This window comes from Nocardioides sp. JQ2195 (assembly GCF_012272695.1).
In the GTDB taxonomy this organism is placed as follows: Bacteria; Actinomycetota; Actinomycetes; order Propionibacteriales; family Nocardioidaceae; genus Nocardioides.
This window is the reverse complement of record NZ_CP050902.1, coordinates 902,173-916,623: the sequence shown is the minus strand read 5'-3', so window position 1 is coordinate 916,623 and position 14,451 is coordinate 902,173. Positions and strand designations below refer to the sequence as shown.

Below are 14,451 nucleotides of genomic sequence, written 5' to 3'. Positions count from 1 at the left end.
GGAGCTCTCCGGTGACTGTGGGGCTGCTGTGTCCGGTGGGACAGTTGAGCCAAACACGGCGCACACCGCCTGTCCACAGGTTCGGTCGAACTACAGGCCTGTACTTTCCGGAGCCTTGCTAGCGTCGGGTCATGGAGTGGTTGATGGTGGCAGTGGCCGTGGCAGCCGTGGTTGCGCTGCTCCTCGTTCGTGCGCGGGACCAGCGAGCTCTCCAGCAACGCCGCGACGCCGAGCTGCAGAAGGTGAAGAAGGTCGTCGAGGAGGACGTGACCCGCTTCGGCGAGGAGCTGACCGAGCTGCACATCGACACCTTGGCCACCGAGCTCGACGTGCCGATGCGCCAGGACTACCAACGCGCCCTCGACTCCTACGAGAGCGCCAAGGCGCTGCTCCACGACGTGGACGACCCGGCCGAGGTCTCCGCCGTGACCCGTGTGCTCGAGGACGGTCGCTACGCCCAGGCTTGCGTGCTGGCCCGGCAGGACGACGAGCCGCTCCCCCAGCGACGGCCTCCGTGCTTCTTCAATCCCCGCCACGGACCGGCGCAGACCGACGTGCTCTGGGCACCGCCGGGCGGGCAGCAACGGGAGATCCCGGTCTGCCTGGCCGACGCCGACCGGCTCACCGCCGGTGCCGAGCCCGACGTGCGCCAGGTGCGCAACGGGAACCGCATGGTGCCCTGGTACCAGGGCGGGCCCGCGTACGGCGCCTACGCCGACGGCTACTACGGCGCCTATGCGATGAACGGCCTGTTCCCCGCGTTCCTGATCGGCTCGATGATGAGTGGCATCTGGGACCCGGCGATCACCTCCGGCGACGGCACGGGTGACGGCGGGGGTGACGGCGGGGATATCTCGGGGACCGGAGGCGACGGCGGTGACTGGTCCGATCCCGGCGGCGGTGACGCTGGTGGTGACTTCGGCGGCGGTGACGCCGGCGGTGACTTCGGCGGCGGCGACGCCGGTGGCGGTGACTTCGGTGGTGACTTCGGTGGCGGCGACGTGGGCGGAGGCTTCGACTTCGGTGGCTTCGACTTCTGATCCCCGCCGGCCGGCTCCACCTGTCACAGTGGCGTCGTGAAGCCGCGCCAACCACCCGTCGTGCGGGTCAGCCGGGACCCCGGGACCGACCTGGATCCCGCCACGTGGCCCCTCACGATCCCAGCCGTGGCCCACCTGCTGAAGCAGGGCCTCGTCCTCCCGGCGGGCGTGACGTTCCTGGTCGGCGAGAACGGCTCCGGCAAGTCGACGCTGGTCGAGTCCATAGCGCTCGCCTACGGTCTCTCGCCCGAGGGAGGTAGCGCCCATGGCCAGCACCGCACCCGAACGAGCGAGTCATCGCTGCACGAGAACCTTCTGATCCAGCGCGGCATCGGGAGCGGGCGGTGGGGCTTCTTCCTCCGGGCCGAGACCATGCACGGGTGGTACACCTACATGGACGAGTACGGCGACCCCCCGGTACGACGTCGACTACCACGCGATGAGCCACGGTGAGTCGTTCCTCGAGGTGCTCCGGCGCAAGTTCACCTCACCCAGCTTCTACTGCCTCGACGAGCCCGAGGCCGCGTTGTCGTTCGGCTCGACGCTGAGCCTGATCCGCACGTTGCACGACATCGCTGCTGAGGGCGGCCAGGTGCTGTGCGCAACCCACTCCCCGGTCCTGGCTGCGATGCCGGGCGCGCACATCATCGAGGTCGGCGAATGGGGCCTGCGCGAGACGACCTGGGACGAGCTGGAGCTCGTCCACCACTGGAAGGCCTACCTCGACGCCCCGATGCGCTATCTCCGGCACACCCTGGAGGACGACTGACCGCTCAGACGTTGTGCAGCCGTCGGGCCGCCTCGGCGATCGAGCCGGACATCGACGGGTAGACGGTGAACACCTGGGCCACCTGGTCGGCAGTCAGCTTCTCCGACACCGCGATGGAGATCGGGTGGATCAGCTCGGAGGCCCGCGGCCCCACCACCACGCCTCCGACCACCGTGCCGGTGCCGGGGCGACAGAACAGCTTCACGAACCCGTCGTGAACGCCCTGCATCTTGGCGCGAGGGTTGCCCGCCAGCTTGAGCATCACGACCTCGGCCACGATCTCGCCCTCGTCGACGGCCTTCTGCGAGCAACCGACCGTCGCGATCTCGGGGGCGGTGAAGACGTTGGACGAGACCTTGCGCAGGTCGAGCGGGGCCACGGCGTCGCCGAGCACGTGCCACATCGCGATGCGTCCCTGCATGGCCGCGACCGAGGCCAGCATGAGCACGCCCGTGCAGTCGCCGGCGGCGTAGACGCCGCGCGCCGACGTGCGCGAGACCTTGTCGACCTTGATGAAACCACCGTCGTCGACCTCCACGCCGGCGTCCTCGAGCCCGAGGTCGGCGGTGTTGGGGATCGAGCCGAGGGCCAGGATGCAGTGGGAGCCGGAGACCGTGCGGCCGTCGGTCAGGGTGACGGTGACCGTGTCGCCGTCGCGGGTCACCGACTCCATCCGCGACTTCGACAGCACCTGCATCCCGCGCCGCTTGGCGACGTCCTCGAGCACGGCGGAGGCGTCAGCGTCCTCGCCCGGCAGCACTCGGTCCCGCGAGGAGACCAGGGTGACGTCGATGCCGAGGGCCAAGTAGGCAGAGGCGAACTCGGCACCCGTGACACCGGAGCCGACCACGACCAGCTTCTGGGGCACCTCGGTGAGGTCGTAGACCTGCTCCCAGGTCAGGATGCGCTCGCCGTCAGGCTGGGCCGAGGGAAGGGTGCGCGGCGAGGCTCCCGTCGCCACGAGCACCGTGTCTGCGCCGAGCTCCTGCTCGGCTCCGTCGGCGGCGGTGACCACGACCCGGTGGGAGCCCTTCTGGGCAGCGCCGAGTCGTCCGCGGCCCTGGACGACCTTGACCCCTTCACGCTCGAGGCGCCGAGCGATGTCGGCGGACTGCTCGCCCGCCAGCCGCAGGACCCGCGCGTTGAGCTTGGCCAGGTCGACCTTGACCTTGCTGGCCACGTCGCCGGCCGCGTCCTCGAAGACCACACCGAGCTCGGCGGCGTCGGTCACCTCCGTCATCACCTCGGCGGTGGCGATCAGGGTCTTGCTCGGCACACAGTCGGTCAGCACCGCGCTGCCGCCGATGCCGTCGCAGTCGACCACGGTCACGTCGGCACCGAGCTGCGCGGCCACCAGCGCCGACTCGTAGCCGCCGGGACCGCCACCGATGATGACGACGCGCTCAGAGCTGGTCATCGGCTCAGAAGTTGATCATGTGGCCGGCGATGCCGTGCACGGCTTCCTTGACGGCCTCGGACAGCGTCGGGTGGGCGAACACGTTGCGCGCCACCTCGTCGGCGGTCAGGTCCCACTTCTGGGCGAGGGTGAGCACCGGGAGCTGCTCGGTGACGTCGGGTCCGATCATGTGGGCACCGAGGATCTCGTTGTGCTCGGCGTCGGCGACGACCTTGACGAAGCCCACTGCCTCGCCGAGGCCCTGGGCCTTGCCGTTGGCGGTGAACGGGAACGTAGCGGTCTTGACGTCGTACCCCTTCTCCTTGGCCTGGGCCTCGGAGTAGCCGAAGGAACCGATCTGCGGCTGGCAGTAGGTCGCCCGCGGGATCATGTCGAAGTCGATCTCGATGGTCTCGGCGTCGGCGATGGTCTCCGCCGCGACGATGCCCATCGCCTCGGCGGCGTGGGCCAGCATCATCTTGCCGGTGACGTCACCGATCGCATAGATGCCGGAGACGTTGGTGCGTCCGCGCCCGTCGACGGCGATGGCGCCGCGCTCGGTCAGCTCGACACCGGCGGTCTCGAGGCCATAGCCCTCGACGCGCGGGGCAAAGCCGAAGGCGGCCAGCATCTTGTCGGCCTCGATGACCTCCGCATCGCCGCCACCAGCCGGGCTGACCGTCACCTTGACACCGGACCCGGTGTCCTCGACCTTCTCCACCTTGGTGGAGAGCATCACGTTGATGCCCAGCTTCTTGTAGTGCTTCAGCAGCTCCTTGGACACGTCGGCGTCCTCGGTGGGCACCATCCGGTCGAGGAACTCCACGATCGTCACGGCGACGCCGAAGTTCTTCATCACGTAGGCGAACTCGACGCCGATGGCACCCGAACCACCGATCACGATCGACTTCGGCAGGTTCTCGTCGAGGATCTGCTCCTCGTAGGTCACCACGTTCTGGCTGAGCTCGAGGCCCGGCACCAGGCGCACCTTGGCGCCCGCGGCGATGATCAGGTTGTCGCAGGTGTAGGTCGTGGCGTTGCCCTCGGCGTCCTTCACCTCGACAGTCTGCTTGCCGTCGACGGCGCCCTTGAGCGTGCCGAAGCCGTTGACCTCGGTGATCTTGTTCTTCTTCATCAGGAAGTGGACGCCCTTGACGATGCCGGCCGACACCTGGCGCGAGCGCTTGTGCGTCGGACCGAAGGACATCGTGGCGTCGCCCTCGATGCCGAACTTCGCCTTCTCGTGCGTGAGCGTGTGGGCGAGCTCGGCGTTCTTGAGGAGCGCCTTGGACGGGATGCAGCCGACGTTGAGGCAGACACCGCCCCAGTACTTCTCCTCGACGACCGCGACGGACTGGCCGAGCTGGGCTGCGCGGATCGCCGCGACGTAGCCACCAGGACCGGCACCAAGGACGAGAACATTGAAGTGGGTCACGAGGCACAGCCTACGACCCTGGCGGCCGACCCACTAACCTGAACCCCGTGACTCTGTACGCCGCCTACGGGACGAACCTCGATCCCGCCCGCATGAGCGAGCGGTGTCCGCATTCCATCCTGCGCACCACCGGGTGGTTGGAGGGTTGGCGGCTCACCTTCGGCGGTGAGGAGCACGGCTGGGACGGCGCCCTCACCACGATCGTCCAGGACTCCTTCGAGCGGGTGTTCGTGGCCGTCTACGACCTGACCTCCGAGGACGAGTCAGCACTGGACGGCTGGGAGTCGGCCGACACCGGGCTCTATCGCAAGACGAAGGTCCGGGTGGCGACGCTGACCGGCGAGCTGGTCGTCTGGGCCTACGTGCTCGACGCCTTCGAGGGCGGCCTCCCCTCGGCGTACCACATCGGAGTCCTCTCCGACTCCGCCGAGGCGGCCGGAGCTCCCGACGACTACGTCAGTGCCCTCCGCGCACGCTCCTGCCGCTCCACCGGCCTCTGACCCGCTCGTCGCACCCCCGGGGTCGGGACTCGCCACGCACACCTCCCGGCGCAGCGTTCTCGAGGGCTAGAGTGCCTGCCGTGGCCCAGACTGATGAGAACCCCAACAAGGCACTGGCCGCCGACGCGGCAGCCGCACTCCGCTCCGCGACCGGCGTCGAGCAGCACGACGTCGCACTGGTGCTCGGCTCGGGCTGGTTGCCGGCCGTCGACGCCTTGGGCGAGGCGACGGCCGAGATCGACACCACCGACCTGCCCGGCTTCAACGCGGCCGCCGTGGCCGGACACTCCGGCAAGATCCGCAGCATCCGGTCGGGCGATCGCAACCTGCTGGTCTTCCTGAGCCGCACCCACTTCTACGAGGGCAAGGGCGTCGCCGCAGTCGTCCACCCGGTGCGCACGGCGGCCGCCGCAGGATGCAGGGCGATCGTGCTGACCAACGGCTGTGGCGGCCTGCGCGAGGGCTGGCGACCCGGCCAACCGGTGCTGATCAGCGACCACATCAACCTGACGGCCACCTCGCCGATCGAGGGCGCGAACTTCGTCGACCTCACCGACCTCTACAGCCCCCGACTGCGGGCCGCCTGTCGCGAGATCGACCCGTCCCTCGACGAGGGCGTCTACGTGCAGTTCCCCGGCCCGCACTACGAGACGCCGGCCGAGATCACCATGGTGCGCGCCATCGGCGGCGACCTGGTCGGCATGAGCACCACCCTGGAGGCGATCGCCGCCCGTGAGGCGGGCATGGAGGTGCTCGGGATCAGCCTGGTCACCAATCTCGCCGCCGGGCTCAGCGGCCAACCGCTGAACCACCAGGAGGTGCTCGAGGCGGGTCGGGCCGCGGCCACCCGCATGGGCGAGCTGCTCGGCCGCATCGTTCCGCGGATCTGACCGGCCGCCCCATGAAGGTCCTCGTCACCGGCGCCGCCGGCAGCATCGGCCAGGTGGTCACGCTCGGCCTCCTCGACCGCGGCCACGACGTCATCGGGTTCGACCGGTTGCCGGCGCCCGACGGCTTCGAGGGCGCTTGGCACACCGCTGACTGCACCGACCCGGATGCCGTGCTCGACGCCTTCGCCGCCCAGCCGCTCGATGCCGTCGTGCACCTGGCCGGCTTCCCGGACGAGGCCGGCCTCCGCGAGTCACTGGCCTCCCACGTGATCACCACGGCAGCCCTGCTCGACGCCATGCAGGTCCACCAGGTCAGCCGCATCGTCTACGCGTCGTCCAACCACGCAGTCGGCGGCACCCCGCGACGCGACCTCGTCTCCGACGACGCCCTCCCCCGGCCCGACACGTTCTACGGTGTCGGGAAGGTTGCCGCCGAGGCCGTGCTGCGGCTCCACGTCGACCGCTACGGCATCGACGCCGTCGCCTGTCGGATCGGTTCCTTCCTCCCCGAGCCCACGACACGTCGCCATCTGGCCACCTGGCTCTCCCACGACGACTGCGTCCGGATGGTCCACGCCGCCCTCACCGCGACGGCCCCGGGGTTCGCGGTGGTCTACGGGATCTCCGCCAACACCGAGGCGTGGTGGGACCTCGAGCCGGGGCGGCGGATCGGCTACCACCCCCAGGACGACGCGGCCGACTTCGCCGACCGGTTGCCGACGCGCGTCGAGGACCCGGCCGAGGCCGCCCACGTCGGTGGCCCGTTCGCCACCGAGCAGTTCCACCGTCCGGCCTTCGACCCGCGCTGATCCCGTCCGGGCCTTCTCTCGGGCGGCCGTGCAGCTCGTGGCTGTTGCCCGGCGCCGTGTCCTTGACCGGCGGAGTTGACTGGAGGCATGACCACCACACCGTTGGGCACCCGGACGCTGGGTACCGCCGATCCGCTCACCGTCTCCGCCATGGGCCTCGGCTGCATGGGCATGTCGGAGTTCTACGGAACCACGTCGGAGACCCATGGGCTCGCCACGATCCACCGCGCCCTCGACCTGGGCGTCAGCTTCCTCGACACCGCCGACATGTACGGCCCGTTCACCAACGAGCACCTGGTCGGCCAGGCCATCCGCGGCCGGCGCGACGACGTGCAGCTGGCCACCAAGTTCGGCAACCAGCGCAACCCCGACGGTTCGTGGGTGCGCATCAACGGAACTCCCGAGTACGTCCGCGAGGCCTGCCACGCGTCACTGCACCGGCTGGGCGTCGACCACATCGACCTCTACTACCAGCACCGGGTCGACCCGACCGTGTCGATCGAGGAGACCGTCGGCGCGATGGCCGGGCTCGTCGCCGAGGGCAAGGTCCGTCACCTCGGGCTCTCCGAGGCCTCCGCCGGAACCATCCGACGTGCCCATGCCGTGCACCCCATCACCGCACTGCAGAGCGAGTACTCCCTGTTCACCCGTGACGTCGAGGACGAGATCCTGCCGACGCTGCGCGAGCTGGGCATCGGCCTGGTCCCCTACTCCCCGCTCGGTCGCGGACTGCTGACCGGGGGCGTCACCCCGGAGACCCTGGAGTCCGGGGACTCCCGCAAGCAGGGCCGGTTCCCGCGGTTCCAGGGCGAGGCGCTGCGGGCCAACCTGGTGCTGGTGCGCCGCGTCGAGGAGATCGCGGCCCGCCTCGGGGCAACACCCGGACAGCTGGCCCTGGCCTGGGTGCTCGCCCAGGGCGACGACGTGGTGCCGATCCCCGGCACCAAGCGGATCGCCTACCTGGAGGAGAACGTCGGCGCGGCCGCGTTGTCGCTGGACGACAACAACCTGGCCGATCTCTCCGCAGCCGTCCCGCGGGACGCGGTCATGGGTGATCGCTACGTCGACATGAGCAGCGTCAACCGATGAGGGATTCCACACCGAGGAGTGACACGTGAACACAGCCGACCTGCTGATCGACGGCTTCGGACGCTCGCTCGAGGGCGGGACTGCCGCCCTCGAGGGACTCACCGAGCAACAGCTCACCCACCGTCCGGGGCCGGAGGCCAACTCGATCGCCTGGCTGCTCTGGCACCTCACCCGGGTGCAGGACGACCACGTCGCCGACGTCGCCGAGCTCGAACAGGTGTGGACGGCGCAGGGGTTCGTCGAACGCTTCGCCCTGCCGTTCCCTCCGGACGACACCGGCTACGGCCACTCGTCCGAGCAGGTGGGCGCCGTCCGCGCCGACGCCGGGCTGCTGGCGGCGTACCTCGCCGCGGTGCACGAGCAGACCGTCGGGTACGTCGCGGGGCTGGGCGACGCCGACCTCGACCGCGTGGTCGACACGCGCTGGGACCCCGCGGTCACGCTCGGTGTCCGGTTGGTCAGCGTGGTCGACGACTGCGCCCAGCACGTCGGACAGGCTGCCTACGTCCGTGGCCTCCTCGCCTGAACCCGACGCCTCCTCCGGATGTCTGCGAGGCTGGAGCCATGGTGGACTGGCAGCTGACGATCGATTCCAACGACCCGGGCGTCCTGGTGAAGTTCTGGGCGCCCGCCCTGGGGTACGAGGTGCAGCCTCCACCCGAGGGATTCGACACGTGGAACGACTACTACGCCTCGATCGGCGTGCCCGAGCACGAGCTCGATGCCAACGGTGACGGCAGTGACCGGATCCACGATCCCACCGGTGGCGGTCCACCGATCTGGTTCCAGATCGTGCCGGAGAGGAAGACCCTGAAGAACCGCTTCCACTTCGACCTCTTCCCCACGAGGCGCGACAGGTCGCTCCCCGTGGAGGAGCGCAGGCGATTGGTCGAGGCCACGGTCGAGGAGCTGCTCACGGCGGGCGCCTCGGTGATCCGACGTTTCCCCGACGACTTCTCCGACGCGGTGCGCGAGGACTCCGACGGCGCGGCTGCGGTCGAGGGCTACTTCGTGCTGATGGCCGACCCCGAGGGCAACGAGTTCTGCGTGGCCTGACCGCACCCGCCCGGCCCGTGGTCCCGCGCAGGCCCGCGGTCGGGTCATGCCCTCGACGCGGAGGCGATCCGACGCACGGCCGAGCCCATCATCCGGTTGTGGTTCCACACCAGCAACGGTCTGGCGACGTGGGCCGCCAGGCCGAGCAGTCGACCCGCGACCTCGACCTCCTGCTCGAACGCGAGCCGGGTCCGACGCTCGTCGACCGGGGTCATCCGCCAGCGGACCCAGCCGACGAGGTCACCGTCGACGGTGGTCTCGAGCAGGTCGCCTCGGCGGTGCACGGCGTGCAGGTGCAGCTCCAGGTCGTAGGGCAACCGGGAGCGGACCACGACCAACGCGTCGTCGTCTCCCAGGCTGGCCACGGCGCGGACCTCCGGCCACCAGTCCGGGTAGTGCTCGAGGTCGACCAACCGATCGTGCAGGTCCTCGTGCGGTTCGTCGACCAACCACTCGCCACCGAAGCGGAAGTGCCGGCTCATGGGTCGACCAGGTCGAGCCGGATGGCCATCAGGTCCAGGGCCCGCACCGCTGCTCGTCGTACGTTCCCGTCAGGGTCGTCCTGGGCGCGACGCACGTGGCCGACGTGCTCGGTGTCACCGACCAGCCCGAGGAACCGCACTGCCTGGGCTCGCACCCGCGCCAGCTCATGGCCGGACAACCTCGCCGCCGCGTCGCCCGCCCGAGGCAGCTCGCGCCGGCTCGACACCTTCAGGCACATCTCCGCCACCCGCCATGCAGGGTCCGCCAGGCCGGCGATGACCGCGGTGGTGGCGCGGTCGTCCCAGACATACATCAGCGCCCGGGCACCCCAGACCCTCGGCCAGTGGTCGGCCCAGTCGTCGTGCGGGTCCCGGTGACCGGTCAGGTAGACGATCTCCTGCTGGTACGCCGCCGGATCAGCCCCGCCCAGCAGGTCGCAGGCCAGCTCGACGGTCGCGTCCACCCCGAGGTGTCCGGCCAGCTCGGGGACGAGCAGGCCGATCGGCCTCGTCAGGTCGGATGGGGCGGGAATCACGTCCCCATCATGACCACAGTCGTGCCGGAGCACCTAGCCTTGGGGCATGCCCGACTCCGCGAACGCCCTGGTCACCTGCTCCGTCTCCGAGGGCATCGCCCACGTGCGGCTGGACCGGCCCGACAAGCTCAACGCGCTCACTCTCCAGACGCTGGACGAGCTGATCGGGACCGCCCGGGAGCTGCGTCGCGACCGCACCCTGCGCGCGGTGATCATCTCCGGCTCCGGCGATGCGTTCTGCGCGGGGCTCGACTTCGCGTCCGTCCTCAAGAAGCCGACCGGCATCATCGGCGCGTTCCTGCCGAACCCGCTGCTGGGCACCAACAAGTTCCAGGAGGCCTGCTGGGCGTGGCGCCGGCTGCCCGTTCCGGTGATCGCGGCCGTGCACGGCCACTGCTACGGCGGCGGCATCCAGATCGCCCTGGCCGCCGACTTCCGGATCGCCACCCCTGACTCGCAGTGGTCCGTCCTCGAGGGACGTTGGGGACTGATCCCGGACATGTCGGGGATCCGGTCGCTCTCGGAGGTCGTCGGCATCGAGACCGCCAAGCGCCTGACGATGACCGCCCAGGTGGTCTCGGGCAAGGAGGCACACGACCTCGGACTGGTCGGAGAGGTTGCCGCAGACCCGGTGGCTGCCGCCGAGGCCTTCGCCCAGGAGCTGGCGACGAAGTCACCCGACGCACTGGCCGCGGCGAAGCGCCTGTTCAACCGGTCCTTCACCGACAGCGCCCGCCGCACCTTCTCCCGCGAACGCGCCGAGCAGGTCTTCCTGCTGGCCACCGCCAACACCGCCAGGGCCCGCACGGCCGCGTTCAAGAAGGTGGCCCCTGTCTTCGGGCCCCGCGGTCGTCGCTGACCCGGCGCTGAACCTGGTCGCTGAGCCCGACCGCAGAGCCCGTCGCTGAGCCAGACCGCAGAGCCCGTCGCTGGGCCCGGCAGCGACCGCTGGGCCCGGCCCGGCCGGCTGCGCCCCGTCGCGGGAGTGCCCTGTCAGGAACGCCCGGACACCAAGGACCGGCGCACGACAGGTCATGGAACCGAGCGCCATGCCCTAACCTCGCTTGCATGACTGAACAGCTGCTGGAGCGAGCCCGCGCGTGGGCCACCGAGGACCCCGACGACGTCACCCGTGTCGAGCTCGAGAAGGTGGTCGCCGCCGTCGAGGCCGGCGACCCGGCTGCCTCGGCCGACCTGGCGGACAGGTTCTCCGGCATGCTCGAGTTCGGCACCGCGGGCCTGCGCGGCGCGCTCGGCGCCGGTCCCAACCGGATGAACCGGATCGTGGTGATCCGCGCGGCAGCCGGGCTCGCGGCGTACCTCAGGGCGAACGGCGCCGGCCCCGGCGATGCCGTCGTGATCGGCTACGACGCCCGGCACAACTCGGACGTCTTCGCCCGCGACACGGCCGAGGTGATGACCGGTGCGGGCCTCCGTGCCCTGCTGCTGCCCGGCCAGCTGCCCACGCCCCTGCTCGCCTGGTCCATCCGCCGACTGGGTTGTGTCGCCGGTGTCATGGTCACCGCCAGCCACAACCCACCCGAGGACAACGGCTACAAGGTCTACCTCGGGGACGGCAGCCAGATCGTGCCGCCCGCGGACGTCGAGATCGCCGCGCAGATCGATGCCGTCGGCGCCTTGGCCGACGTGCCTCGCGGCGAGCCCGGTGAACAGCTCGACGGGTCCGTCCTCGACGAATACCTCGCCACCGTGGGCCGCGTGGTCGACGACGCACCGGCCCACGACCGCGCGGGCCTGAAGCTGGTCTACACGCCCCTGCACGGCGTGGGCAACAGCTCGGTCCTGCGCGTGCTCGACGACGCCGGCTTCGCAGCGCCCTCGGTGGTCCCCCAGCAGGCGGAACCCGATCCCGATTTCTCGACGGTCGCCTTCCCGAACCCCGAGGAGCCGGGAGCGATGGACCTCGCCATGGCCCTCGCCTCGGAGGTCGACGCCGACCTGGTGGTGGCCAACGACCCGGACGCCGACCGGTGCGCCGCTGCCGTCGCCGGCCCCCACGGCTGGCGGATGCTGCGTGGTGACGAGGTGGGCGCGCTCCTGGGCGACCACCTCCTGCGCTCGGGCAAGCAGGGCGTCTACGCCTGCTCGATCGTCTCCTCCTCACTGCTCGGCAAGCTCGCCGCCGAAGCAGGACAGGAGTACGCCGAGACGCTCACCGGCTTCAAGTGGATCGGCCGCCTGGAGGGACTCGCGTTCGGCTACGAAGAGGCCCTGGGCTACTGCGTCGACCCGGCCCAGGTCAAGGACAAGGACGGTGTCTCCGCCCTGTTGCTGCTCTGTGACATCGCGGCCCGGGCCAAGGCGGAGGGCCTGGCGCTGTCGGACCTGCTCGACGACATCGCCGTGCGCCACGGACTGCACGCGACCGACCAGCTCTCGGCCCGGGTGTCCAACCTGGCCGAGATCGGTGCTGCCATGGCCCGCCTGCGCGACAACCCACCCGCGGTGCTCGGTGGTCTCGCCGTGGAGAGCGTGGAGGACCTCAGCCTCGGCACACCCGACCTGCCCCCCACCGATGGCCTGCGTTACCGGCTCGCCGACGGAGCCCGAGTCATCGTTCGTCCCAGCGGGACCGAGCCGAAGATCAAGTGCTATCTCGAGGTCGTCGTGCCGGTCGAGGGCGCCGACTCACCGGATGCCGTTCGCGACGCCGTCGGTGCGGCGCGCATCGTGGCCGTCGGGCGGCTCGACGCGCTGCGCAACGGCATCAAGGAAGCGGCCGGCATCTGAGCGCCCGCCGGCTGTGAACCCTCTGCACGGTCGAGTGGTTCTGAGGGCTGAGCGCCACCCGAGCGTGCGGACAGATGGCTCGGTCAGAGCAGCACGGAGGCGACCAGCACCAGGGCCAGCAGCAGGACGAGGGCGATCGGCAGCCAGGCGGGGGTGCGGGTGATCGGCTCCGTGGGCAGCTTGTCGCGTCGCGCGTTCGCCGCGAGCTCGTTGAGCTGGTCCTCGACGAGATCGGCCAGGTCAGGCCCACCGACGGTGGTCTCGCTGCGGGCGCCGTGGTGCACCACCTGCTTGCGGGTGCGTCCGATCGCCGAGGAGTGGTAGTTCCGGTCGCCGACCGAGACCACCATGAACAGGCGCACCTGCACACTGCGCACCGCCGCCAGCGGGATGGAGACGTCGCTGAACGAGTGGCGCAGCACCAGGTCGTCACCGCGCGTCATGACCGAGGGACGCAGGATGATCGCCCAGACCACTGCCATCACCAGGACGATCCCGGCGATCAGGGAGAAGCCCGAGGCGGCCATCCCGGTCGCCACCAGGACGGCGATCGAGATCACTCCGAGGAGCAGCACGAACCACCCGAGACCGACCCCGTTGTTGGCCCCGAACTTGCGGGACCGTTGCTCACTCATCGAAGTCTCCACTTTGATTGCCTGACACCACCCATTGAACTCTATGCTGGGCGGGTGACCACCAATTCAACCGCTCCTGCCTCAGCGTCGAGTGCAGCCGCGAACTTCTCCGACATCACCTCGTCGGAGAGCTCGCTGCGACGGTTCCTGCACGGCCTCCCCGGGGTCGACCAGGTCGGCGCCGACGCCCGCGCCGCCTCACTCGGCACCAGGTCGATCAAGACGACCGCCAAGGAATTCGCGATCGACCTCGCCATCCGCATGGTCGACCTGACCACGCTCGAGGGCCAGGACACCCCCGGCAAGGTGCGTGCCCTGGCCAACAAGGCGATGCGGCCGGACCCGGCCGACCCGACCTGCCCGCAGACCGCCGCGGTGTGCGTCTATCCCGACATGGTCGGCATCGCCAAGGAGACGTTGGGTGACAGCGGGATCAACGTGGCTGCTGTGGCCACGGCGTTCCCGAGTGGCCGCGCCGCCCTCGACATCAAGCTGGCCGACACCCGTGACGCGGTCGAGGCCGGCGCCGACGAGATCGACATGGTGATCGACCGTGGTGCGTTCCTCTCCGGTCGCTACCTCGACGTCTACGACGAGATCGTCGCAGTCAGGGAAGCGTGTGCCCGGCCCAATGGTCAGAGTGCCCACCTCAAGGTGATCTTCGAGACCGGTGAGCTGCAGACCTACGACAACGTACGCCGCGCCTCCTGGTTGGCGATGATGGCCGGTGGCCACTTCATCAAGACCTCCACCGGCAAGGTGCAGCCGGCAGCCACCCTGCCGGTCACGATGATCATGCTCGAGGCCGTGCGCGACTTCCGCGAGGCCACCGGGCAGATGGTCGGCGTGAAGCCGGCCGGCGGCATCCGCACCACCAAGGACGCGATCAAGTACCTCGTGACCGTCAACGAGGTCGCCGGACCCGACTGGCTCGACCCCGACTGGTTCCGCTTCGGCGCATCCTCCTTGCTCAACGAGCTGCTGATGCAGCGCACCAAGATCCGGTACACATCCGAGGGGGCCGCCCGCTATCCCGGTCCCGACTACTTCACCCTGGACTGAG

General features: G+C 70.0%; 17 protein-coding genes. 12 read left to right on the top strand and 5 right to left on the bottom strand.

Translation table 11 applies throughout. The features are described from left to right. The first annotated feature begins 131 nt into the window (after positions 1-131). Genes ncot_RS04290 through ncot_RS19590 form a run of 3 tightly spaced genes read left to right on the top strand, consistent with a single transcriptional unit; the run spans position 132 to position 1,809 of the window. Positions 132-1,040, top strand: coding sequence for a hypothetical protein (locus ncot_RS04290; protein ID WP_168616494.1), 909 nt, complete (start codon positions 132-134; stop codon positions 1,038-1,040). A 36-nt stretch (positions 1,041-1,076) separates the two neighbouring features. After that, a complete protein-coding gene (locus ncot_RS19595; protein WP_240938059.1) occupies positions 1,077-1,493 on the top strand; it encodes an AAA family ATPase in 417 nt (138 codons plus the stop codon). Then, positions 1,480-1,809, top strand: coding sequence for an AAA family ATPase (locus ncot_RS19590; RefSeq protein ID WP_240938058.1), 330 nt, complete (start codon positions 1,480-1,482; stop codon positions 1,807-1,809). Before ncot_RS19595 ends, ncot_RS19590 begins: the two co-directional genes overlap by 14 nt. A gap of 4 nt (positions 1,810-1,813) precedes the next feature. On the opposite strand, the gene ncot_RS04280 is transcribed toward ncot_RS19590, so the two are convergent. Next, positions 1,814-3,226 (bottom strand): NAD(P)H-quinone dehydrogenase, encoded by a 1,413-nt coding sequence (locus ncot_RS04280; RefSeq protein ID WP_168616493.1) that lies wholly within the window; start codon positions 3,224-3,226, stop codon positions 1,814-1,816. Positions 3,227-3,230: 4 nt separating this feature from the next. Continuing rightward, positions 3,231-4,649, bottom strand: a complete 1,419-nt coding sequence (gene lpdA, locus ncot_RS04275; protein WP_240938158.1) for a dihydrolipoyl dehydrogenase — start codon at positions 4,647-4,649, stop codon at positions 3,231-3,233. A 38-nt stretch (positions 4,650-4,687) separates the two neighbouring features. On the opposite strand from lpdA, the gene ncot_RS04270 reads away from it, so the two are divergent. The 6 genes from ncot_RS04270 to ncot_RS04245 all read left to right on the top strand — a co-directional run bounded on the left by ncot_RS04270 (position 4,688) and on the right by ncot_RS04245 (position 8,984). Continuing rightward, on the top strand, positions 4,688-5,140 hold the full coding sequence (locus tag ncot_RS04270; protein WP_168616491.1) for a gamma-glutamylcyclotransferase: 453 nt from the start codon (positions 4,688-4,690) through the stop codon (positions 5,138-5,140). A gap of 80 nt (positions 5,141-5,220) precedes the next feature. Beyond that, positions 5,221-6,030: a purine-nucleoside phosphorylase gene (locus ncot_RS04265; RefSeq protein ID WP_240938057.1), complete on the top strand. Its 810-nt coding sequence runs from the start codon at positions 5,221-5,223 to the stop codon at positions 6,028-6,030. A gap of 11 nt (positions 6,031-6,041) precedes the next feature. Next, positions 6,042-6,839 (top strand): NAD(P)-dependent oxidoreductase, encoded by a 798-nt coding sequence (locus tag ncot_RS04260; protein ID WP_168616489.1) that lies wholly within the window; start codon positions 6,042-6,044, stop codon positions 6,837-6,839. An 87-nt stretch (positions 6,840-6,926) separates the two neighbouring features. After that, complete coding sequence (locus tag ncot_RS04255) at positions 6,927-7,928, top strand: aldo/keto reductase (RefSeq protein WP_168616488.1); 1,002 nt, start codon at positions 6,927-6,929, stop codon at positions 7,926-7,928. A 25-nt stretch (positions 7,929-7,953) separates the two neighbouring features. Continuing rightward, positions 7,954-8,454: a DUF664 domain-containing protein gene (locus tag ncot_RS04250; RefSeq protein ID WP_168616487.1), complete on the top strand. Its 501-nt coding sequence runs from the start codon at positions 7,954-7,956 to the stop codon at positions 8,452-8,454. Between the two features lie 38 nt (positions 8,455-8,492). Further along, positions 8,493-8,984, top strand: a complete 492-nt coding sequence (locus ncot_RS04245; protein ID WP_168616486.1) for a VOC family protein — start codon at positions 8,493-8,495, stop codon at positions 8,982-8,984. Positions 8,985-9,028: 44 nt separating this feature from the next. Here ncot_RS04245 and ncot_RS04240 read toward each other — a convergent pair whose 3' ends face one another. Continuing rightward, the gene (locus ncot_RS04240; protein ID WP_168616485.1) at positions 9,029-9,466 is read right to left on the bottom strand and encodes an SRPBCC family protein; all 438 of its coding nucleotides are present in this window, start codon (positions 9,464-9,466) and stop codon (positions 9,029-9,031) included. Next, positions 9,463-10,002, bottom strand: coding sequence for a HEAT repeat domain-containing protein (locus tag ncot_RS04235; protein WP_168616484.1), 540 nt, complete (start codon positions 10,000-10,002; stop codon positions 9,463-9,465). The genes ncot_RS04240 and ncot_RS04235 overlap by 4 nt, the downstream gene beginning before the upstream one ends. A 46-nt stretch (positions 10,003-10,048) precedes the next feature. Between ncot_RS04235 and ncot_RS04230 the strand changes: the two genes are divergently transcribed. Both ncot_RS04230 and ncot_RS04225 read left to right on the top strand, forming a co-directional pair. Beyond that, positions 10,049-10,861 (top strand): crotonase/enoyl-CoA hydratase family protein, encoded by an 813-nt coding sequence (locus ncot_RS04230; RefSeq protein ID WP_168616483.1) that lies wholly within the window; start codon positions 10,049-10,051, stop codon positions 10,859-10,861. Between the two features lie 209 nt (positions 10,862-11,070). Then, positions 11,071-12,753: a phospho-sugar mutase gene (locus ncot_RS04225; RefSeq protein ID WP_168616482.1), complete on the top strand. Its 1,683-nt coding sequence runs from the start codon at positions 11,071-11,073 to the stop codon at positions 12,751-12,753. Positions 12,754-12,836: 83 nt separating this feature from the next. On the opposite strand, the gene ncot_RS04220 is transcribed toward ncot_RS04225, so the two are convergent. Beyond that, the gene (locus ncot_RS04220) at positions 12,837-13,388 is read right to left on the bottom strand and encodes a hypothetical protein (RefSeq protein WP_168616481.1); all 552 of its coding nucleotides are present in this window, start codon (positions 13,386-13,388) and stop codon (positions 12,837-12,839) included. A 54-nt stretch (positions 13,389-13,442) separates the two neighbouring features. Here ncot_RS04220 and deoC point away from each other — a divergent pair, with 54 nt between their 5' ends. Next, on the top strand, positions 13,443-14,450 hold the full coding sequence (gene deoC, locus ncot_RS04215; RefSeq protein WP_168616480.1) for a deoxyribose-phosphate aldolase: 1,008 nt from the start codon (positions 13,443-13,445) through the stop codon (positions 14,448-14,450). The last annotated feature ends 1 nt before the right edge of the window (position 14,451 follow it).